Here is a 22,855-nt window from a genome sequence, read left to right as displayed (position 1 = left end):
GCTAAGAGTGTATTAATTATTTGTAATATTTAGTATGAATACGAAAAATGCTGTACAAGCATATAAGCAAAGTACAGCATCCGAGAAGATTCGCTCATTTAAAACTGAGGTTTTACGACCACAAGAATGACCACTGCAAATAGGATCAGTGTTGGCATTTCATTAAAGAAGCGCCAAAACTTATGTGATTTGTAGTGAGCATTACCAATCAGCTTTTTACGGTAATAACCACATACTAAATGGTAGATCACTAGTAAGCCAACCAAGCCTACTTTGAGATAAAACCATAATGCATCGTGGTAATGTCGAGTTGCATCACCCCAATCAACTAGAAAGTGAGCAGTAATTAATGTGGCAATCATGGATGGCCACATAATCCCTCGATATAACTTGCGTTCCATCACTTCAAAGCGTTGATGGCTTAGAGCATCTTCACTCATGGCGTGGTAAACAAAAAGACGTGGTAAGTAGAACAACGCAGCGAACCAACAAACCACGGCAATAATATGTAATGCTTTTACCCACAAGAAAGCATCAGAAGGTGCATCCATCGATAATCCTAGGTGGGATTATGCATCCCACTTCTTGAAAATAAGGCAAGCGTTAACACCGCCAAAGCCAAAACTGTTACTCATCACAGTATTCAGTTTTGCATCACGTTTTTCAAGTACAATATCGAAACCTTGAGCACCTTCATCAAGTTCAGTCACATTGATGTTTGGAGCGATAAAGTCATTTTGCATCATTAATACAGAATAAATCGCTTCTTGAACGCCTGCTGCACCTAAGCTATGACCTGTCATTGATTTTGTTGAACTTAATGCAGGAACTTTGCCTTCACCAAATGCGCGCTCCATTGCTTTTAATTCAGTTACATCGCCAGCAGGGGTAGATGTACCATGCGTATTTACATAATCAACTTTTTCTACACCATGTTGTTTCGCTTCGTCTAATGCCATAAGGATACAACGTGTAGCACCTTCACCTGATGGTGCAACCATATCGGCACCATCACTATTCGCAGCATAAGCAACGACTTCAGCTAAGATATTTGCACCACGTGCTTGAGCATGTTCTAGTGATTCTAAAACCACAAAACCACCGCCGCCTGCGATGACAAATCCATCACGGTCTGCTGAGTATGGGCGAGATGCGGTTTCAGGAGAGTCATTATATTTAGAACATAAAGCACCCATCGCATCAAATAGTAAGCTTTGAGACCAATGGTCTTCTTCACCACCACCTGCAAGCATTAAATCTTGCTTACCAAGTTGAATGAGGTTAAAAGCGTATCCAATAGCATCTGCTGAAGTTGCGCATGCACTGGTAATAGAGTGCGCGATCCCTTGAAGTTTTAAAGCGACGCCAACGTTTGCAGTAATCGTATTACTCATATTACGTGGAACGAAGAAAGGACCGACTTTACGTGCGCCTTTTTCCTCAAGAAGCTTTACCATTTCAGTCACTGATGCAGTTGAGTTACCACCAGAACCGCCAGCAATACCATAACGTGGATTATGGGCTAAATCTTCTTGTTTAAGACCTGCGTTTTCCACTGCTGCGATAGCTGCATTATATGCATACATCGCGCATACGCCCATAAAGCGCTTAAGTTTACGATCAATACCGTCAAAGTCTTGTACTGCTGCAGCACTTACATGGCTTTTGAAGTTAAGTTCTGCATAAGTTGGGTTAAAACGTGTTCCAGAGATTCCATTTTTTAGAGAATGAGTAACCTCTTCTAAAGAGTTACCGATACATGAGTTAATGCCCATACCAGTGATTACAACACGTTTCATTTACAGTTCCCTTTTATGGTAATACGAAGCCTTTGTAGTTATCGCTATGAATACAACTCAGGAGAATATAACGATTAAAATGGCTTTTGAGTGAATGACACCATGATAGCAGAAAGGTTTTTTATTTCTTATGGCAAATTTTATGCCTATTTCCAGTTGTGTAAATATTGGTAAACATAAGTGATGTTGTGACGAAACGTAATGAAAGAATACAGATAAAAGTTGAGATAAATCTGCATTCAACCTAGTATTTACCTAGAAATGCACAGATTACAGAGCAGAGGTTCTTGATGGCAAAATCTAAAAACAAGCAAACTTCAGGTTTATTTGCACAAGCCTTTGGAGTGGCTAAAAAGCTCAGTTCCGAATTACAAAAACTTCAAGTAGCTCCAACCACATCTGGTGCTGAACTTGCGAATGCATCACAGATTGTTGAGGGAAAAGCTCGTTTTAAAAGCCCATTTGAGGTGGAGAGTTATGAAAGTCCACAACATATGCTTCGTCAACAGTTACCTAAATTGTCCCATCAATTACTTGGTCGTCATTACGGTCGAGTAAATAATGTAGCGACCTTTGTTTCACCAGATCTTGGTGAAAAAGTTTCTGACTATTTATTTCAATGGTTAAACGAGTTCAGTTCAAACAGCTCTTTAACTGAGAAAATTCTTGAAGAAGCTGGAGTAAAAGACATTGCTGAGTTGACGCGTGACACAGGTCGCTCACAACGTTTAAGTCAAGCATTGATTGAACAAAATAAATTATTAGCTGCTGCTCAAGGTTTAATAACAGGTGCAACAGGTGTATGGGGTGCTGCTGTTGATATTCCTGCATCTATCGTTTTAGCGCTGAGAACAATCTACCAAACGGGGCGCTCTCATGGCTTTGACTTGTCAGAAGATGCAGACCAAGAGATTGTTGCTTTTATTTTTAAAGAAATTGATTTGGGTCTTGTTGCTGAAAAGCAAACATTATTACTCGCACTGAAAGCATTAAAATCAATGTTAGAAACACATGACTTACAGCAATTTCAGCAATTATTGGGTTCAAATAATGATATTGAACTTATTAAGAAATGGCTGGTCGATGAAGAAGGGCAGTTTAAGTGGGGGTGGCTCAATCATATTCCACAAGTTTCTGTTATAGGCCGGTTAACACCAGTTGCAGGAGCTGCCTTAGGTGGTTTTTATAGTTGGAAGCTTCTAGAAGATGTTGGACATAAATCGCAGTCTATTTTTGGTGCTGCACGTTTCTATTTAAATGAGCATCCAGATGAAAATATTTCTCCATTAGAGGCTTATTTAAAGGCTGAAGCTTTATTGAAAAAAGCAAGTCCAAGACTTTTAAATGCGGAGAATGTAAACAATGCATCGCAAAGTAACGCTCAGAATGAAGTGATCACTCAGGTAGAGGTTCAGGCGAAAAAACAGGCTGAGACTAATGAATCTAAGCTTGATGAGGTAGAGTTAGGGATTGAACAACTCGCTGAAAAGCATGTGGTTGAACATGAACATACGAAACAGCAGCCTGCTTTAAGCGATGCAGAAGAGCAACAAGTTTTTACTGAAAAAGCAGAACTTGTCACTGAACAAAAGACGATAGATATTGAGCCAGCGTCGAACAAACACAGCTAATTTATTTCAGGATGTGTAATACATATTGAAAATTAACAAAACTCTAGGAATGGTCAGCATTTGCTATGCATCGCAATGTTGACCATTTTTACTTCTTGACTTACAATTATGTGCCCTTGAAAAGAGGTGTTTTTCTTTTTGAGGTTGTTTAATAACGGGAGAATTGCCAAATGGCAACAACAAATCAGTTGATCCGTAAGGGTCGTACAACTTTGATTGAAAAATCAAAAGTTCCTGCGTTGAAGGCTTGTCCACAACGTCGTGGTGTATGTACACGTGTATATACGACTACACCTAAAAAACCTAACTCAGCAATGCGTAAAGTTTGCCGTGTTCGCTTAACTTCAGGTTTTGAAGTATCTAGCTACATCGGTGGTGAAGGTCATAACTTACAAGAGCACAGTGTTGTTCTTATCCGTGGTGGTCGTGTTAAAGACTTACCAGGTGTACGTTACCATACCGTTCGTGGTTCTTTAGACTGTGCTGGCGTGAAAGATCGTAACCAGTCACGTTCTAAATACGGTGCTAAACGTCCTAAGAAGTAATTCTAGGAAACTAGCCCAAGCAACCCTTTAGCGTTTCGCTTGTTTGAATTCTTCATAGATTTGTAATTCAAGCGACGTATAGTAAGGCCAGCGTCATGTACATGACACTTAGTACAACTGCTGGATCATCCTGAAGTGTCATATTATTAGGTGTATTAAAATGCCAAGACGTCGCGTAGTCGCTGCTCGTGAGATCCTTCCAGATCCAAAATTTAGCAGTCAAACAATCGCTAAATTCATGAACCACGTAATGCAAGATGGTAAAAAATCTGTTGCTGAAGGTATCGTTTACGGTGCTTTAGAACGTGTTCAAGAAAAAAACAAAGTAGACCCAGTTGAATTTTTCGAGACTACTCTTGAAAAAGTTCGTCCTATGGTTGAAGTAAAAGCACGCCGTGTTGGTGGTGCTACTTATCAAGTACCTATGGAAGTACGCCCATCCCGTCGTACTGCTTTAGCTATGCGTTGGTTAGTAGATGCTGCTGCTAAGCGTTCTGAAAAAACGATGGCTTTACGTCTTGCTGGTGAGTTGCTTGATGCAGCTGAAGGTAAAGGTGCAGCGATCAAAAAACGTGAAGACGTGCATCGTATGGCTGAAGCCAATAAAGCCTTCTCTCACTACCGTTTCTAAGCGGATAAAACAGTCCCTAATCAGGAGAATATTCATGCGTACAGCAGCTCGATTCAACATCGCTCTTTATCAAAGTGGGAGCTTTGCGGGTATTTAAGTTGCCAGCTTGGATATTCGTGCGCATCAATTTAATTGGTGCGTCCTGTTTTAAATATAACATTTAGGAATGTAGACATCATGGCTCGCCAAACCCCTATTACTCGTTACCGTAACATCGGTATTTCTGCGCACATTGACGCAGGTAAAACAACTACAACTGAACGTATCTTGTTCTACACAGGTGTATCTCACAAAATTGGTGAAGTACACGACGGTGCAGCAACAATGGACTGGATGGAACAAGAACAAGAGCGTGGTATTACAATTACCTCTGCTGCGACAACTTGTTTCTGGTCTGGTATGGCTAACCAATTCCAACAACATCGTATCAACGTAATTGATACACCGGGACACGTTGACTTCACAATCGAAGTTGAACGTTCAATGCGTGTTCTTGACGGTGCGTGCATGGTTTACTGTGCAGTTGGTGGTGTACAGCCTCAGTCTGAAACTGTATGGCGTCAAGCGAACAAATATAAAGTGCCTCGTTTAGCATTCGTGAACAAGATGGACCGTACAGGTGCAAACTTCTTCCGTGCTGTTGAACAAGTTAAAACTCGTTTAGGTGGTAACCCTGTTCCTATCGTTGTGCCAATTGGTGCAGAAGATACGTTTGCAGGTGTTGTTGACCTTATCGAGATGAAAGCGATTATCTGGGATGAAGCATCTCAAGGTATGAAGTTTGAATACGGCGATATTCCAGCTGACCTCGTTGATACGGCTAACGAATGGCGTACTAAGATGGTTGAAGCTGCTGCTGAAGCTTCAGAAGAGTTGATGGACAAGTACCTTGAAGAAGGTGATCTTTCTAAAGAAGAGATCATTGCTGGTTTACGTGCTCGTACATTAGCATCTGAAATTCAAGTAATGCTTTGTGGTTCTGCGTTCAAAAACAAAGGTGTTCAACGTATGTTGGATGCTGTAATTGAATTCTTACCATCACCTACAGAAGTTAAAGCAATCGAAGGTATCCTTGACGACAAAGACGAAACTAAAGCGTCTCGTGAAGCATCTGACGAAGCTCCGTTCTCTGCGCTTGCGTTCAAAATTATGAACGACAAATTCGTAGGTAACTTAACATTCGTACGTGTTTACTCTGGTGTTCTTAAACAAGGTGATCCAGTTTATAACCCAGTTAAATCTAAGCGTGAGCGTATCGGTCGTATCGTGCAAATGCATGCGAACGAACGTCAAGATCTTGATGAAATCCGTGCAGGTGATATTGCAGCGTGTGTAGGTCTTAAAGACGTTACTACTGGTGATACATTATGTGATGAGAAAAACATCATTACACTTGAACGTATGGAATTCCCAGAGCCAGTAATTTCATTGGCTGTTGAACCAAAAACTAAAGCTGACCAAGAAAAAATGTCAATTGCTTTAGGTCGTTTGGCGAAAGAAGATCCATCGTTCCGCGTTCGTACAGATGAAGAATCTGGTCAAACGATTATTGCTGGTATGGGTGAACTTCACCTTGACATTATCGTTGACCGTATGAAGCGTGAATTCGGTGTTGAAGCGAACATTGGTAAACCAATGGTTGCTTACCGTGAGACGATCAAAAAATCTGTTGAGCAAGAAGGTAAGTTCGTACGTCAAACTGGTGGTAAAGGTAAGTTTGGTCACGTATATGTACGTCTTGAACCGCTTGATGTTGAAGAAGCTGGTAAAGAATACCAATTCGTTGAAGAAGTTGTTGGTGGTGTAGTACCAAAAGAATTCTTTGGCGCAGTTGACAAAGGTATTCAAGAACGTATGAAGAATGGTGTATTGGCTGGTTACCCTGTTGTGGGTATCAAAGCGACATTATTCGATGGTTCTTACCATGATGTCGACTCTGATGAATTGTCGTTCAAAATGGCTGGTTCATACGCTTTCCGTGACGGTTTCATGAAAGCTGATCCTATCCTTCTAGAACCAATCATGAAAGTTGAAGTGGAAACTCCAGAAGACTATATGGGCGATATCATGGGTGACTTAAACCGTCGTCGTGGTATGGTTCAAGGTATGGACGATCTTCCTGGTGGAACGAAAGCAATTAAAGCTGAAGTACCACTTGCTGAGATGTTTGGTTACGCAACTCAAATGCGTTCTATGTCTCAAGGTCGTGCGACTTATTCTATGGAATTCGCTAAATACGCTGAAACTCCACGTAACGTGGCTGAAGGCATCATCGCTAAGTTCCAAGCTGGCGGTAAAAAAGGTGACGACGAGTAATCTTTCGATTACTATATTACCCAACTAAAATTTAGTTAAAAAACCAAGTGCTCATGGGCGACCCTCATGAGCAGTTTATAAAGGAAGATCATCATGGCTAAAGCCAAGTTTGAACGTAATAAACCACACGTAAACGTGGGTACAATTGGTCACGTTGACCATGGTAAAACAACTTTAACTGCTGCGATTGCAACTATCTGTGCAAAAACTTACGGCGGTGAAGCTAAAGATTACGCAGCTATCGACTCTGCACCAGAAGAAAAAGCACGTGGTATTACAATTAATACTTCACACGTAGAATACGATTCTCCAACTCGTCACTACGCTCACGTAGACTGCCCGGGCCACGCCGATTATGTTAAAAACATGATTACTGGTGCTGCTCAGATGGACGGCGCGATCCTAGTATGTGCTGCGACTGATGGTCCAATGCCACAAACTCGTGAACACATCCTTCTTTCTCGTCAGGTTGGTGTACCTTACATTCTTGTATTCCTTAACAAGTGTGACCTTGTTGATGATGAAGAATTACTTGAATTAGTAGAAATGGAAGTTCGTGAACTTCTTTCTACTTACGACTTCCCAGGTGATGACACTCCAGTTATCCGTGGTTCTGCTCTTGCTGCGCTTAATGGCGACGCTGGTCAGTATGGTGAGTCTTCAGTTCTTGCTCTTGTTGAAGCGCTTGACTCTTACATCCCAGAACCAGAACGTGCTATCGACAAAGCATTCTTAATGCCAATCGAAGACGTATTCTCAATCTCTGGTCGTGGTACTGTAGTAACAGGCCGTGTAGAGTCTGGTATCGTTAAAGTAGGCGAAGAAGTTGAAATCGTTGGTATCAAAGATACAGTTAAAACAACTGTAACTGGCGTAGAAATGTTCCGTAAACTTCTTGACGAAGGTCGTGCGGGCGAGAACTGTGGTGTTCTTCTACGTGGTACTAAGCGTGAAGACGTACAACGTGGTCAAGTACTTGCTAAACCAGGTTCAATCAAGCCACACACTAAATTCGACGCAGAAGTATATGTACTTTCTAAAGAAGAAGGTGGTCGTCATACTCCATTCCTTAACGGTTACCGTCCACAGTTCTACTTCCGTACAACTGACGTAACTGGCGCAATCAAGTTACAAGACGGCGTTGAAATGGTAATGCCAGGTGACAACGTTGAAATGTCAGTAGAATTAATCCACCCAATCGCAATGGACCCAGGTCTACGTTTTGCGATCCGTGAAGGTGGTCGTACTGTAGGTGCTGGTGTTGTTGCTAAAGTAACTGCATAAGCCTCTAAGGTAATAAAAAAACACCCCATCGGGGTGTTTTTTTATATCGATTGTTTGACAATTTGTCTGTAAGAGTGTCCTAAACTGATACTTAGCTGTCCTAAACTGCACTTAATTGATACGCATAAAACCGTAATATAAAACTTAAGAAAATGAACAAAAGTATCTAAGTGGAGAGATTCCACAGAAGGAGTGGGCAGCATGAATGCTAAAGTAAATATTTCAAATCGTGCAGGTGCGAGTTTTCCAGTACGTCGTATGAACTTTGATTTCGATCAAGTACCAGAGTACTGGATGGATGGTTCAGCTGGTCTTACACACTTTATGACAGCATTGTCAGCATTATTCCCTGACGGTGAAAAATTATTTATCGATGCTGTACGTGCAGTACGTTATTACCCAGCAATTAAAGACAATGAAGAACTACAAAAAGAAATTAGTGCATTTATTGGTCAAGAAGCAATGCACACCCAAGAGCATGTAAATTTCAATGCTTCTGCGCAAAAATATGGTCATGATGTACGTTCTTTGGAACAGATTACGGGACGCTATATTCAATTTGCATTAAATAATTTTTCAAAAATCGTAAAACCTTTTGGTATGACGCGTGAAATGGTCGATCTAACAGCAACGACAGCATTAGAGCATTTTACTGCGACGATTGCCTCAGAATTATTGCGCAATAAGCATATCCAAGATTTAATGACAGATGATACGATGTCGTATATGTGGTTCTGGCATGCGGTTGAAGAAAATGAGCATAAAGCAGTTGCTTATGATGTATACGAGGGCGTATTTGGAACTGGGCTTAAGGCATATAGCTTAAGAACGACTGCACTTATATTCGCGATGGCTCTAATTTTTATCCTACAATCTTATTTTACTTTGCGCTTGTTACAACAAGATAAAAAGCTAAATCTAAAAGAGCTAGGGATGATCTATAAATATGGTTATAGTCCTTCTAAAGGGATCATTACAGGTATGGCAGGTGAAATGTTGGCATATTTTAAACCGCGCTTTCATCCAAATGATTTAGATACAGTTCAACTATTAAAAGACTGGAAAGCTAAACTTGGTTTTTAAGTTGTGAACGCGTTTAAAAACTAATTGTTAAAAAAGGAGCAAGCATGTGCTCCTTTTTTTATGCTTTAAAACAACGCTTTTTACAATAATTAGATGTCCTAAGATGATGCTTTTATGACCTTATTTGCACTTATTTCACGCATGCAAAAGGGCGTATAAATAGAAGATAGATGAATTTTTAAAATAAATAAGTATCTTTAAGGAGAAGAAGGTATGAATGCTAAAGTCAATATTTCAAACCGAGCTGGTGCTAGTTTCCCTGTACGACGAATGGATTTTGAGTTTGGTGAAGTACCTCGCTACTGGGCAAATGGTGATGCTGCTTTAACGCATTTTATGACCGCTTTGTCAGCATTATTTCCTGAAGGGGAACAATTCTTCGTAAATAGTACGAGAGCTGTGCGAAATGATCCAAAACTTGCCGATCCAAGATTACAAAGAGAAATCAGCGCCTTTATTGGTCAAGAAGCAATGCATTCAAAAGAGCATTTGGCGTTTAATGCCTCAGCTGAAGCTTATGGATATGGTGTGCGCAAAATGGAAGATCAGACAGGACGACTAATTAATCGTGCTGTGGGTATTACCTCTAAGCTTTTAAAACCATTTGGCTTTACCAAAGAGATGATTGGTTTAACTGGCACATGTGCACTAGAACATTTTACTTCTACGATTGCCGAGGAATTACTGAGTAATCCAGATATTCAGTCGATGTTCATGGATGAAACCATGTATCACTTATGGATGTGGCATGCAGTTGAGGAAAATGAGCATAAAGCAGTCGCTTTTGATGTGTACGAAGCCATGTATGGACAAGGAGCGAAAGCTTATTTCATGCGGTCATTGGCACTTGTCATTGCAATGGGTTTAATCTTTATTACTCAGTCGTACTTCACTGCGAAATTATTGCAAACTGATGGCAAACTTACATGGCGTGACACGAAGTATATGATTAATTTTATGTATGGTTATAAAGGCTTTATGACACGTCAAATCCCAACATTACTTTCATTTTTGAGGCCGAAGTTTCATCCAAATGATGATGACACTACAGCACTTTTGAATAAGTGGCGTGCTGAACTGGGTTTTAATGCAAATTAATACAGGTGGGCAATGAAAGTTGCCCATTTTTTTGTTCTCATTTTGCTTTAAATTGCAGATAATCTGCATCAATCATTTATAGGTGCGATATTGTGATTCGATTGATGCTGGAAAAAGATTTAGATAGTGTGGCGGCAATTGAGCGTCTTGTGCAAACGCATCCTTGGTCTAAACAACAGTTTCAAGAATCTTTAGAATCTTATCAATGCACTGTGTATGAGTATAATCATCAGGTTGTCGGGTTTTGTATTTTGCAGCCTGTGCTTGATGAAGCAAATCTATTATTGATGGCGATTCATCCTAATCAGCAAGGAAAGGGTTTGGGTTATGAATTACTGGATTATTCAATTCAACAATTAAAAAATAATCCGATTCAAATTTTTTTAGAAGTACGCGAAAGTAATATTGCTGCGATTCATTTATACGAAAAAGCAGGATTTCATCAAATTGATTTACGCAAAAACTATTATCCAAACTCAGATGGCACAAAAGAGCATGCTGTGATTATGGTCAAAACATGCACTGATGATTTTGCAGCGTTATTTAATAATTAAATTATTCCACTCAGAGGGCAATGTGCTCATCAAAGAGTTTCCGAGTTGATGGATTTCTTTTTCTGAAAGTGGACGATTGAGTCTTCGCCATTGTCCATCAAGTAATAACTCAAGTGGCGTATATTGCGATTTATAATTCATTTTGGATGAATGTGGCACCCAATAGCCCAGATATAAATACTCTAGATTTAGCGTTTTAACATATTCAATTTGCTTGAGAATTGCAAAAACACCTAAAGAACGACGTTGTTCATCTGGATCAAAGAAAGTATAAACAGCTGAAAGCCCATCATCCATCAAATCACACGTTGAAACTGCAATTAATTTTTCATTTTCCCAAAGTTCAATGAAGAAACTTTCAGTACAACTGTGGACTAAGAATTTCTCAAATTGGTCGAGACTTGCAGGATACATATCACCATCGGCATGGCGTTCATTGATATAGCGTTCATACAAATCATAATGTTCTTGAGTAGCCTTTGATGTTGGCAAGATACTCATTTTTAAATCTTGATTACGTCGCCAAGCTTTTTTTTGGCTACTATTCATCTGGAATTCTTGTACAGGTACTCGGCACGATAAACATTGACGACATAGATGACATTCGGGGCGATAAACAAAGTCTCCACTACGTCGGAAACCAACACGCGATAGCTCAGATAATGTCACCACATCAATGCGATGAATCGGGTCTAAAAATACCATTCGCGCAGACTTGTTTTCGAGATAGCTACAGTCATGTGGTGGCGTAATATAATACTGTAAGTCATTTAAAAGGGACTTGGGTTGGTATGATTTCATTAATCTGTCCCTCCAAGGCGTTAATCCATTAACCGTTTAATTTTGCACAAAGTGCTATTGTTTTACTTGAAAATACACGTTCTTGATAATTTTTCCAATTGATAGAGGGGGCAATAATTACATCTTGTAACGATTTTAGGTAGGCTTGGCGAGAAAGTGTACTAGCACCAAGGCTTATCAGATGCTCATTCACTAATTGACAGTCGATCCAAGGGAGCTGATTTTCTTGGCCTATTAACATTAGAGTATAAAATGCCATTTTAGAGACATCGGTTTCGGTGCTAAACATGGATTCACCAAAACAGCCTTTGCCGATGGTGACACCATATAGGCCACCTACCAGTTTATCTTGCTGCCAGACTTCGACACTATATGCATAGCCTGCTGCAAATAAGGCGGTATAACCTTCAATAATATCCTCACTAATCCATGTTTCATCTGCATAACTACGGGGCAAAGAACAGGATCGTATGACATCCTCAAATGCATGATTAATCGTAATGCGATAGTCATATTTCTTCATGTTACGAATTAGAGACTTGCTTGGTTTATAAGCTTTAGGGTCAATAATGCAGCGTGGTTCAGGGCTCCACCAACAAATCGGTTCATCTTGGTTAAACCATGGAAAAAGTCCATGTGTATAGGCTTCAAATAGTGTTGAAGGGGAGAGGTCTGCACCGATGCAAATAAAACCATGTCCTTCAGGATCTGCTTCAATAGGATCTGGAAAAATATATTGTGAGGGAGGAAGTTGTTGCATAGTGCGAAAATTCAATAGGACTGATTCTAAGCTAACTGAACTAACATAGAATGGCAATCAACCTCGATCGCCATTTCAGCATCGAATTATTCAAATAGACGAAGTTGTTTGGCGATGTGCAACTTCTTGCTGTCTATAAAGTATTGCGCCTTTTCTTGGATAATGGTGAGGCTTTCATTTTTGTCAGCGACTGCATTTCCTTTTTTGTCTAATACCAACCATCCAAGTTGATGAATGACATCTTGAACGTAATAAGCAAAATCTGTAGCAGTATTCAGCCCATCAATGAAATGTGCACGATAAAATAATTGATGGAAATGTTCGGTCGGAATACCGATACCCGTTAATGGACTAATGAGAGCACCATAATTTTGATGGAAGCTTGCTTGACTGAGTAAATAATGGTTTAGCTTATGGCAACGCTGCAAAACTTGATCATTAGGTGCTAAGTTTTGGCAAGGTTGAGCTAAGCCTAAATGACAGAGAATGACGAGAGCATTTAAGATTTGAGCATAATTTAATTGCTTAAGGCCTTGTTCTAGTTCAGCAATCGTAATTGCTTCATAGTTTCTTTCAGCAAACATTTCACCTATAGGAAGATAAATTTCTTCGATTAAATTAAAGGTTCCTAATAAACCATTAATGTTGGTGGGAAGTTGCTCTTTAGCTGTTAATAAAACAAAAGCAGTGTTACGAAGTTTTTCTTGGGCTTGTAGTGGTGTTAAGTTGTTTTTTCCTCGAATAAACAGGTCGCGGCGAAATTGAGTATTGGCGAAGTAATCACGACATTGTTCTTTAAAAATAGGGTGCTCAATTGCATTTAAGAATGCTTGATGTTGCTCTGAAAGGTTAATGTTGTCTAAATGCGTATTCAAGTCCGTAGAACCAGCATAAGAAAGTTTGATTTCATCTAAAATCCTGACCACTTGCTGAAAAGAAAAGCATTGCCAATCTTGGTTTAAATATTCATGGATAAGATAATTCGGATTTTGTTGTTTTAGATCTGCGACTTTTTGTACGGCATTTGGATTGCGCTGGGCGAAAATAGGATTTTGCTGTAATAGATTTTCGCTGAAATTAAGTGCTTCATTGACCTTTTGCAGAGGGTTGGTACTTTTACTATTAAATTTAAAATGGCTATGAAATAGTTCTCGAATAGGCATATTCGCGGCCCATCCAGTAACGCAGTTATAGCTGATATAAACGATGCCGTTCGGCTTTAGAAATTTACGAATAAATTTCAAAATGATGTGCTGGTTTTCATAGCTAATCCAACTCCAGATACCATGCAAACTGATTGAGTCAAACATAGGTAAGTCATGTCGGTTAAGCAGTTCTTCAAAGCTATCATCATAAAAATAATGTTCGGTCTTGCTCTGTTCCGCTAGTTGATTGGCATGTGCTGCATGTGCTGGATTAAAGTCCGTACCATAAAAGTTTGCAATGTTACTAGCAGCATGAATATTAATACTGACTCCTTGTCCAAAGCCTAACTCACAATGTGTTTGATTCTCTTGGAAATCTGGGCTTTCAATTCCATTGAGTAATAAACAGAACTTTTGAAAATTGGGGCTGAGATCTCGATAATATCCGTAGGTATAATTAACTTCAGTTTGATAACCATTGGTCCAAGTTGTTGTCATTTATGTGTTCCAATTTTTTGTTTAAAAATACGTCATTTTTTTGATTATGCTTTATTTAATAAAAAAAGCCACCGATATGGTGGCTTTTTTACTTTTAGATAATTAATTTAAATTATCAAGATATTTCTCAGCATCTAGTGCTGCCATACAGCCTGAACCTGCTGATGTGATCGCTTGGCGGTAAACGCTATCGGCAACATCACCTGCTGCAAATACACCTTCAATAGAAGCTGCTGTAGCATTGCCCGCTGTTCCGCTATGGACTTGAATATATCCATCACGTAAGTTCAGCTGACCATCAAACATACTTGTATTTGGTTTATGGCCAATTGCAACAAATAAACCTTGTACCTGAACATCTTGTGTACTAGCATCTTGAGTTGATTTGATGCGCACAGAAGTTACACCTGTTTTATCACCCAGAACTTCATCAACTTGATGATTCCAAATAATACTGATCTTGCCTTCTTTCTCTTTAGCAAAGAGATGGTCTTGTAAGATTTTCTCAGAACGTAATGTATCGCGACGGTGAACTAAAGTCACATGTGCAGCGATATTCGAAAGGTAAAGTGCTTCTTCAACAGCCGTGTTACCACCACCGACAACCATTACATTTTGGTTTTTGTAGAAGAAACCATCACATGTTGCACAAGCACTTACACCTTGACCCATAAAGGCAGCTTCAGATTCAAGACCTAAATATTGTGCAGTTGCACCTGTTGCAATAATCAACGCATCACATGTGTACTCTTCCATATCACCTTTTAAGACAAATGGGCGAGTTTTTAAGTCTACTTCATTGATATGATCGTAAACGATTTCTGTACCGAAACGTTCTGCATGAGCTTGCATACGTTCCATAAGCACAGGACCAGTTAATCCTTCAGGGTCGCCTGGCCAGTTATCAACTTCAGTCGTCGTTGTTAATTGACCACCAAGTTGTAAACCTGCAATCAGTGTAGGCTTTAAATTTGCACGAGCAGCATATACCGCCGCGCTGTAGCCTGCAGGTCCAGAGCCCAAAATAATTAACCGTGAGTGACGAGCGCTCATTAAAGAACATCCTTTTTATATTGAAACTGGTAAAATTATACGTGAAACCACAGGGGAGTGGGTTAAATCCATCAGGATAATATTGATTAACTCAATCGAATTGGGCTATATCAAGGCTGGATGTTAACAACAACAGTAAACAATCGTGCATCTTTTTTGTAAGAACGAGTGCATAATATTAAACTTATTGATTAAGGTGGCTTAGACCTTAAAAAATAGACAAACAAATAACGAATTGGGTTACAGGACAGTATATGACTGCGGTGTCAAGTGTTTATGCACAACGCTTTTTAATGACATTATTTTTGATTTCTTTTGGCATTTATCTATTTCTTGCCACAGTAACCTACACACCTTTTGATCCGGGTTGGATGCATATATCAAGTGATACACAACAGGTATCAAATGCAAGTGGTGTGGCAGGGGCGTGGATCGCAGATTTATTGTTTGGCTTTTTGGGATGGGCAAGTTTACTAATTCCACTATTTCTGTTTATCGAAGCAGTACAAGTGTGGTGGCCAAGAAGTTTTCTAAATCGTCCATTTCGTTATGCAGCTCAATTTTTCTTAATTCTGTCTTTGTCTAGCTTGTTCTACTTACATTGGAGTATGCCGGCCGATACTTTAGAAAATGCTGCAGGTGGGATCATTGGTTTTGAACTTGGTCAAAGCCTTAGCCAATTATTGACAATTTACGGTGCAACGCTGTTCTTATTAGCATTTAGTATTTTATTAGTCACTTTGGCATTTGGAATTCAATGGAATAAAACATGGGGAACGTTGAAAAATACACCCGCTTACCTGCAAGATTTATTTTATAAAAATATTCCTCAGCAAGAATCTGCTTATGACTTGACTGAGCAATTAACAGCAGCAGATACACTCGCAATAAAAAATAAGCAGCAAGCCCAAGAACAAACTGCTGGTGTAGCCAACGATCAATTTGAAGCGGTTGAAGAACCTGTTAAGGCATCAAAACATGATCATCATCAACAATTAGCTGAAAAGTTGTTTGCTGATGTTATTGCGAAAGAGCAGCAAAGTAATCAACCTCAAGAAACTCAGTTAACAGAAGATTTTGAAGAGACATTACAGCGTGCTCATCAGTTTGAGACTGAAAGCCAGCGTCTGATTCAAACAGGCGAAGTTTGGCGTGCACTTCAACACGATGATGCGAGTCATAAACAGGAAATTGATGCTTTGCTACGTGCTGCGGATGATTCTGTAAATCCATCAACGCAATATGCTCATCCTTCTCAAACTGAATCTAAAGCAGAGCAAGCTGCTCATAGTCATTTAGATTGGAATGATGATCAGATTTTTGATGAGTTACTTGCAGCAGTTCCAAATAGTAAAACTGCGACAGATGTACATACGCCTTTTACTCAAGAAGTACAACCAAGCACAAATATTGTCAGTGAAGTTGAAGCATTACATTTAGAATCCTTTAATGAAGTGCCTCAACAACCTGCATCTGAGTTTACACATACAGTTGAGACTCAACCCCAAGTCAATTCACCTAAAAACTCTGCATCAGATGAATTAGCTAGCTTTGATGACTTTAATGATCTCTTGGTTGATGATGAGCCGCAAAAAGTTAGTCCTCAAACCACTAGCTATGCTCAAACTTCTGCATTTGTAAAAGCACCAATCGAAGTCGCTGCACCAAAAGAAGCTTTATCTAAAGAAGCATTTATCGAAGCTTGGCAAGAGACTGCTGGTAAAGCTGAACCTGATCTGGATATTGAGGAAGACTTTGATTTAGATGCTCCGTTAACAGATGCATTTGGTCGTCCAATGTCGCGTGCAATGCAAGTTGCACAAAAACGTCGTGATCTACCAACTTTACCGGGTTTAGAGTTGCTGGATGAAGTTGATCCAAACAAGAAAGTGAATTTTACGGCTGAGCAATTAGCACGGTTGTCTGAACTTTTAGAAATTAAATTACAGGAATTTAATGTTAAAGCTCAAGTTGTAGAGGCTCAACCGGGACCAGTTGTAACACGTTTTGAACTAGACCTAGCGCCGGGTGTAAAAGCATCTAAAGTGACGAATATTTCTCGTGATTTAGCTCGCTCAATGTCAATGGCATCTGTACGTGTGGTTGAGGTTATCGCTGGTAAACCGTATATCGGTATCGAAGTACCGAATAGTAGCCGTGAAATGGTTCGGTTGATTGAGTTACTCAAAACACCTGCATTTGAAGATCCCGCAGGTTTGCTCTCAATGGCGATGGGCAAAGATATTTCAGGCAATCCTGTGATTACAGATCTCGGCAAAGCACCGCATATGTTGGTTGCTGGTACGACAGGTTCGGGTAAATCAGTTGCAGTCAACTCGATGATTTTATCGATGTTATTGAAATATACCCCAGATCAATTACGTCTCATTTTAATTGATCCTAAGCAACTTGAATTAGCAAACTATAACGATATTCCACATTTATTAACGCCAGTTGTAACTGATATGAAAGATGCAGTGAGTGCATTGAACTGGTGTGTCAATGAGATGGAGCGTCGTTATAAGCTGATGTCATTCTTAAAAATTCGTAAGCTTAGTGACTATAACCGCAAGGTAGAAGAAGCGATTGCGAATGGCGAGGATTTGATTGATCCAACATGGAAAGCAAGTGATTCAGTAGTGGGTGAGCGTGCACCGCGATTAACGCCACTGCCTTCAATTGTGATTGTGGCAGATGAGTTTGCAGATATGATCATGCAAGTTGGTAAGAAAGCTGAAGAAATGATCACGCGATTAGCACAGAAATCTCGTGCTGCTGGGATTCACTTATTACTTGCAACACAACGTCCATCGGTTGATGTAATTACTGGTCTAATTAAAGCCAATATTCCTACACGTGTAGCTTTACGTGTGAATAGTAAAATTGACTCTCGTACTATCTTAGATGCGGGTGGAGCAGAAGACTTGCTTGGTCATGGTGATATGTTATTCCTTGGGCCAGGAAAAATTGAACCTGAACGTGTACATGGTGCTTTTATCAGTGACGACGAAGTCAACCGTATTTGTGATGCGTGGCGTGAGCGTGGTGAACCTAACTATGTTGATGAAATCTTAACGCCGTATGATGAAGAACCAACTTCTCGTGGTTTTGAGGATGGGGATGGTGATCCAAGTCGTGATGCGCTGTATGATCAGTGCGTAGCATTTGTGCTCGAAACCCGTAAAGCATCGACATCCTCTTTACAGCGTAAATTTAGCTTAGGATATAACCGTGCTGCACGTATCATTGATCAGATGGAAGAGAATGGTATCGTGAGTTCCATGGGGGCGAACGGTAAACGCGAGATTCTCGTTTAATAAGAATAGTGTATGAATAAAGCCTCTATTTAGAGGCTTTATTGCTATATATTTATCAATTTTATATGGTAATAATCACGCTTTTTATTTAAGCTTATCATTCAAAAACTCAAGTTGAAGGGTGAGCCATGTTAGTCGCATTATGTACACTAATTTTTATTCATTTTTGTGCGCTCATCACCCCCGGTCCAGATTTCTTTTTAGTTTCTCAAACTGCAATCAGCCGTTCACGTAAAGATGCTGTACTTGTTGCACTTGGCATTTGTTTAGGCGCAATGGTGTGGTCACTTCTAGCATTAATGGGTCTTAATATTATTTTTGAAAAAATGGCTTGGTTGAAGCAGGGGCTTTTAATTGCAGGTGGTCTCTATCTATGTTGGTTAGGTTATCAGATGCTCCGTTCGGCATTTTCAAAAGGTGAGCAGACTGTAAAACAAATGGTATTACCACAGTCGCCTTATTTGTTTTTTATGAAAGGTTTATTGACGAACTTATCAAATCCAAAAGCGGTCATTTATTTTGGCAGTGTATTCTCATTATTCCTTGCAAACCCACTGTTTGATCAACATCATTCATTACTCTTTATTATCATCGCTGTAGAAACCTTGTTATGGTTTTTGGTGGTTGCTTTTGTATTTTCATTACCTACATTTAGAGCTGCTTATCAAAACTTTGCAAAATGGATTGATGGCGTCTCTGGCGGGATATTTACTTTATTGGGTGTATATCTAATCGGTAGCCGATAATTTAAACAAAAAAGCCTGCACGATGCAGGCTTTTTTGATGGAATTAAATTAAGCAAATTTTGCTAAAACTTCTAAGAATCCATCTTTTTGACGAGGGAACTGTGCAATAACATCATGGATGCGTTGACCTTCAGGATTCGTTGCATTCAGATCACGGCCAGCAGCTAAGAACTGTGTTAATAAACGTTCATAGTCATTTGGACGCATATGTTTGAATGCATGATATAGCACATGAAAGTCAGCATTGACGCCAGTTGGAGGAAGCTGGTTGAGGTAGGCAAACACACGCTCATCTGACCATTCTTCGTTGAAAGTTGCTGGCTGTGATAATGCCATGACAATCTCCTCTGTCTTATAAAATAATAAAGGCAAAATATGAGGCAGGACTAGAAAAGCATCGCTTTTCCCTGCCGCAAGACGAGAAGCTAGGCTTCAAGTAGGGAGGGATTAGAAAAGTAATACTTTTAAAATTCTGCTGTATATTCTGCCTTTATTTACAAAAGTTCGCTAATGAAAAAACTTCTATCGATCTTCAGGTAAATTGATATTCATTTCTAACATTTCGATATTTGCTTCTGAACGAACTTGCATTTGAATATGCTGTTCATCAACACCGCGTACATAACGGCTTACGACCTGCATGATTTCTTTCTTCATTTGGTCAATTTTATCTTGGCTTAGGCGACGACCTAAACCTTGTTCAGATGCAACAATAACTTTTAAGCGATCTTTGGCAGTTTGTGCACTTGATGGTTTTTCATCACTGCTAAAAAGTTTACTCCAGAATCCTGCCATAATTACGCTCCAAATAGTCTAGCTAACCAACCTTTTGGCTGTACTTCAATGTGTCGATATGGGCGGTCTTCACCAAGGAAGCGAGCCACTAAGTCATCATAGGCTTGTCCAGCTTTAGTCTCTGAATAAAGAATAACTGGCTTACCTTCGTTAGATGCTTGAAGTACGCTCGGACATTCTGGAATAACACCCAATGTCGGCACTCGTAAAATATCTTTCGAAATATCATCAATCGTGAGCATTTCTTGTTTATCAGCACGTTCTGGGTTGAAACGTGTAATACACAAATGCTTACGGATACGACCTTCGTTTTGTTCAACTTTTTTAGTTTTGCTGTCTAGCATACCGATAATACGGTCAGAGTCACGAACTGATGAAATCTCAGGGTTCGTTACAATGATTGCTTCATCAGCATGATACATGGCTAAAATAGCACCACGTTCAATACCCGCAGGTGAGTCACAGATGATGTAATCAAATTCTTGAGAAAGTTCGTCGATTACGCGTGCCACACCATCATCACTTAACGCATCTTTATCGCGTGTTTGAGAAGCAGGGAGGATGTATAAGTTTTCAATATCTTTATCACGGATCAACGCTTGCTGTAAGCGTGCTTCATTATTAATGACATTTACAAAGTCATAAACTACGCGGCGTTCGCAGCCCATGATTAAATCAAGATTTCGTAAACCTACATCGAAGTCAATCACAACAGTCTTATGACCACGTAGGGCTAATCCTGTTGCAAAAGATGCGCTTGTTGTAGTTTTACCTACACCACCTTTGCCTGACGTTACGACAACAATTTTGGCCACCGAATCCACTCCTATTTATGGTCATACGCCCCTAAAAGGGCTTTTTTGGTGTTTAATCTGATAAATTAAAACTGTAAAGCTTCAAATTCAAGCTCTTGCTTGTTATTTAAATAAATATGTACAGACTTTTTGATCATATCTTTTGGAATATCATCTGCTACGCAATAAGTCCCTGCAATAGAGACAAGTTCAGCTTCCAGCGAGTGGCAAAAAATACGCGCTGAGGTATGTCCACCTGCACCTGCAATGACTCTACCACGAGCATTACCATAAATGTGAATATTTCCAGACGCAATCACTTCTGAACCACTATTCATGCCAGCATTTAAGATGATATCGCCTTGATCTTGGACCAAACATTGGCCTGTACGCAAAATCTCATCATGATAAGAGGTGATATGCGTATTCGATGTATTTTTTTGTGGTGTTTGTATTGCAGAACTCTCTGAAGGTTTCTCTGCTACGTGCTCAACGACTTGCTCTTTAGATGCTTTGATTCTTTGTAGCGGTTGGTCTGCTGGAAGTACAGGGAATTGAATCGCGCGTGCTTGTTCGCCCAAAATACCATCAATCACAGCCATTGGCTGTAAGCCCAAATCAATTAATAGCTGAATTAAGGCAATCAGTTCTTGCTCAACTGTACTATCAATAATAACTAAAGTTCCTAAATAAGAAGCTTCGCTGAGTGTGTTGCTAAGTTGCTGGCGGATTGCAGTATGGTCATTTGTGTCGAAAATCAGTCGACTAAAATTCACCATTCTGCCCGTAATCCGTATATCAGCCATAATTTATCCTTCAGGGCTTTTTAAGCGCTCTATTGTGTTAAAGCATGTTGTAAATAAAAGCAAATGCTAGAACAAATTACACGAATTCTCTAGCACGATTGGTAATTTTTCTTGTAATCATTCTGCTTTTTTATCCAATTGATCATGTTCTTCTAACATTTGCTGCCATTGTTTTACTTTTACTTGTTTTCGAATAGCTTCAAGGCTTTCATATACGACGGATTCAACCAATTCTTCTAAGTAATGATTATCGATATTTAACTCACTCACTTTCTCTGCAATCAGCTGATAACTTTCATTTGGTTTTTGTAGTGAACCTGCGGTAAATGGTTCGATTAAACCAGCGCTAATATTTTCACCTAAGCGTTGTCCTATACTTTGAATTTGTTGTTCGATGCGCCCACCAACAATCGGAATTAGACGCAATAATTGGGTAAGTTCAGGCGTATCCTCAATGGCTTGATTCACAATCAGGCCGACTTTTTGCTTAATTGCAGGTTCTTGTTGTTGTAATGCGACAGCAAGCGACTCTTGCAACATCGAAGCGAGTGTTATTGTGAATAATTGTCGATGATGATCTACTAAGTCATGAATAATCTTTTTATGACTTGAACTTGTATCCAGCTCATGTCGAATACCATCAATCACGGTAATCACAACACGATCGGAAAGCTCTTCCATTACGACACGATAGTAAAAGAGTGCTTTGATTCGAAGATTGTCAGGAACAACTTTATAACCCAGCTCGTGTAGTCGATAAGCAATAATACCAGCGCGGAATAAACGTAAAAAACGGAAATGCGGAATAATCGCAATGATCTCGTACCAGTGAATAAAAGGGAAGAACCACCAACGCGCATGATGCTTTTGGACAATTGCAAGAAACCAACGTACGGCAAGCTCAGCAATTAAAAAGATAATAAACCACGCTTCTGTGATGATGACCCACGGATGTAAGTGTGTACGATAAAACTCAAGAACACTTGGGAGCTGGATGGTATTAAAAAACCACGCTCCAATATTGCTCATGAGAAAGAAGTTCATGCCCAAACAGAACAGGTTAAAAACAATAATAAAGACCATGAAAATGTCATAGACAAGGAACAGTTTAAAAAACTTACTGCTCGGATTTACATAGTTATATTTAGAGTTTTGATCAGAGTCCTGCTGGGCCATACTTCTATTTAATCCCTTAATAA

At 39.6% G+C, this 22,855-nt stretch carries 21 protein-coding genes; 10 read left to right on the top strand and 11 right to left on the bottom strand.

Features of this window, described 5'->3' with window-relative positions:
* Positions 1 to 98: 98 nt before the first annotated feature.
* Both F959_RS13590 and F959_RS13585 read right to left on the bottom strand, forming a co-directional pair.
* A complete protein-coding gene (locus F959_RS13590) occupies positions 99 to 551 on the bottom strand; it encodes a CopD family protein (RefSeq protein WP_004881102.1) in 453 nt (150 codons plus the stop codon).
* Between the two features lie 18 nt (positions 552 to 569).
* A complete protein-coding gene (locus F959_RS13585; RefSeq protein WP_004881100.1) occupies positions 570 to 1,799 on the bottom strand; it encodes a beta-ketoacyl synthase N-terminal-like domain-containing protein in 1,230 nt (409 codons plus the stop codon).
* A 290-nt stretch (positions 1,800 to 2,089) separates the two neighbouring features.
* Between F959_RS13585 and F959_RS13580 the strand changes: the two genes are divergently transcribed.
* The 8 genes from F959_RS13580 to rimI all read left to right on the top strand — a co-directional run bounded on the left by F959_RS13580 (position 2,090) and on the right by rimI (position 10,941).
* Entirely contained in the window at positions 2,090 to 3,430 is a 1,341-nt protein-coding gene (locus F959_RS13580) for an EcsC family protein (protein WP_004881098.1), read from the top strand.
* 170 nt (positions 3,431 to 3,600) lie between these two features.
* Positions 3,601 to 3,975: a 30S ribosomal protein S12 gene (rpsL, locus tag F959_RS13575; RefSeq protein WP_004638184.1), complete on the top strand. Its 375-nt coding sequence runs from the start codon at positions 3,601 to 3,603 to the stop codon at positions 3,973 to 3,975.
* A 160-nt stretch (positions 3,976 to 4,135) separates the two neighbouring features.
* Entirely contained in the window at positions 4,136 to 4,606 is a 471-nt protein-coding gene (gene rpsG / locus F959_RS13570; RefSeq protein ID WP_004638185.1) for a 30S ribosomal protein S7, read from the top strand.
* A gap of 177 nt (positions 4,607 to 4,783) precedes the next feature.
* Positions 4,784 to 6,922: an elongation factor G gene (fusA, locus tag F959_RS13565; protein ID WP_004881096.1), complete on the top strand. Its 2,139-nt coding sequence runs from the start codon at positions 4,784 to 4,786 to the stop codon at positions 6,920 to 6,922.
* A 93-nt stretch (positions 6,923 to 7,015) separates the two neighbouring features.
* Complete coding sequence (tuf, locus tag F959_RS13560) at positions 7,016 to 8,206, top strand: elongation factor Tu (protein ID WP_004876408.1); 1,191 nt, start codon at positions 7,016 to 7,018, stop codon at positions 8,204 to 8,206.
* A gap of 201 nt (positions 8,207 to 8,407) precedes the next feature.
* Positions 8,408 to 9,289 carry a metal-dependent hydrolase gene (locus F959_RS13555; protein ID WP_004881095.1) on the top strand — a complete coding sequence of 294 codons (882 nt, stop codon included), beginning with the start codon at positions 8,408 to 8,410 and terminating at the stop codon, positions 9,287 to 9,289.
* Positions 9,290 to 9,502: 213 nt separating this feature from the next.
* Entirely contained in the window at positions 9,503 to 10,387 is an 885-nt protein-coding gene (locus F959_RS13550) for a metal-dependent hydrolase (RefSeq protein WP_004881093.1), read from the top strand.
* 92 nt (positions 10,388 to 10,479) lie between these two features.
* The gene (gene rimI / locus F959_RS13545; RefSeq protein WP_004881092.1) at positions 10,480 to 10,941 is read left to right on the top strand and encodes a ribosomal protein S18-alanine N-acetyltransferase; all 462 of its coding nucleotides are present in this window, start codon (positions 10,480 to 10,482) and stop codon (positions 10,939 to 10,941) included.
* On the opposite strand, the gene F959_RS13540 is transcribed toward rimI, so the two are convergent.
* The 4 genes from F959_RS13540 to trxB form a co-directional block, all read right to left on the bottom strand.
* Positions 10,927 to 11,742 (bottom strand): arginyltransferase, encoded by an 816-nt coding sequence (locus tag F959_RS13540; protein WP_004881090.1) that lies wholly within the window; start codon positions 11,740 to 11,742, stop codon positions 10,927 to 10,929. The two genes, rimI and F959_RS13540, sit on opposite strands and share 15 nt — an antisense overlap.
* Positions 11,743 to 11,770: 28 nt before the next feature.
* On the bottom strand, positions 11,771 to 12,502 hold the full coding sequence (gene aat / locus F959_RS13535) for a leucyl/phenylalanyl-tRNA--protein transferase (RefSeq protein ID WP_004881088.1): 732 nt from the start codon (positions 12,500 to 12,502) through the stop codon (positions 11,771 to 11,773).
* An 86-nt stretch (positions 12,503 to 12,588) separates the two neighbouring features.
* Positions 12,589 to 14,145 carry a methyltransferase regulatory domain-containing protein gene (locus F959_RS13530; RefSeq protein ID WP_004881087.1) on the bottom strand — a complete coding sequence of 519 codons (1,557 nt, stop codon included), beginning with the start codon at positions 14,143 to 14,145 and terminating at the stop codon, positions 12,589 to 12,591.
* A 102-nt stretch (positions 14,146 to 14,247) separates the two neighbouring features.
* Complete coding sequence (gene trxB / locus F959_RS13525; RefSeq protein ID WP_004881084.1) at positions 14,248 to 15,198, bottom strand: thioredoxin-disulfide reductase; 951 nt, start codon at positions 15,196 to 15,198, stop codon at positions 14,248 to 14,250.
* Positions 15,199 to 15,452: 254 nt separating this feature from the next.
* Here trxB and F959_RS13520 point away from each other — a divergent pair, with 254 nt between their 5' ends.
* Positions 15,453 to 18,515: a DNA translocase FtsK gene (locus tag F959_RS13520; RefSeq protein WP_004881082.1), complete on the top strand. Its 3,063-nt coding sequence runs from the start codon at positions 15,453 to 15,455 to the stop codon at positions 18,513 to 18,515.
* 128 nt (positions 18,516 to 18,643) lie between these two features.
* Entirely contained in the window at positions 18,644 to 19,261 is a 618-nt protein-coding gene (rhtC, locus tag F959_RS13515) for a threonine export protein RhtC (protein WP_004881080.1), read from the top strand.
* 48 nt (positions 19,262 to 19,309) lie between these two features.
* On the opposite strand, the gene F959_RS13510 is transcribed toward rhtC, so the two are convergent.
* From F959_RS13510 to F959_RS13490, 5 genes are all read right to left on the bottom strand, one after another.
* Complete coding sequence (locus F959_RS13510) at positions 19,310 to 19,597, bottom strand: PA4642 family protein (protein WP_004881078.1); 288 nt, start codon at positions 19,595 to 19,597, stop codon at positions 19,310 to 19,312.
* 186 nt (positions 19,598 to 19,783) lie between these two features.
* A complete protein-coding gene (gene minE / locus F959_RS13505) occupies positions 19,784 to 20,056 on the bottom strand; it encodes a cell division topological specificity factor MinE (protein ID WP_004663449.1) in 273 nt (90 codons plus the stop codon).
* 2 nt (positions 20,057 to 20,058) lie between these two features.
* On the bottom strand, positions 20,059 to 20,871 hold the full coding sequence (gene minD, locus F959_RS13500; RefSeq protein WP_004881075.1) for a septum site-determining protein MinD: 813 nt from the start codon (positions 20,869 to 20,871) through the stop codon (positions 20,059 to 20,061).
* A gap of 65 nt (positions 20,872 to 20,936) precedes the next feature.
* Entirely contained in the window at positions 20,937 to 21,656 is a 720-nt protein-coding gene (gene minC, locus F959_RS13495) for a septum site-determining protein MinC (RefSeq protein ID WP_004881074.1), read from the bottom strand.
* Positions 21,657 to 21,773: 117 nt separating this feature from the next.
* Positions 21,774 to 22,832, bottom strand: coding sequence for a hypothetical protein (locus tag F959_RS13490; RefSeq protein ID WP_004881073.1), 1,059 nt, complete (start codon positions 22,830 to 22,832; stop codon positions 21,774 to 21,776).
* Positions 22,833 to 22,855: the final 23 nt, after the last annotated feature.

This window comes from Acinetobacter venetianus RAG-1 = CIP 110063 (genome assembly GCF_000368585.1).
Lineage (GTDB): Bacteria > Pseudomonadota > Gammaproteobacteria > Pseudomonadales > Moraxellaceae > Acinetobacter > Acinetobacter venetianus.
Note: the sequence above shows the minus strand (reverse complement) of the source record. Positions and strands in the feature narration are given on the sequence as shown.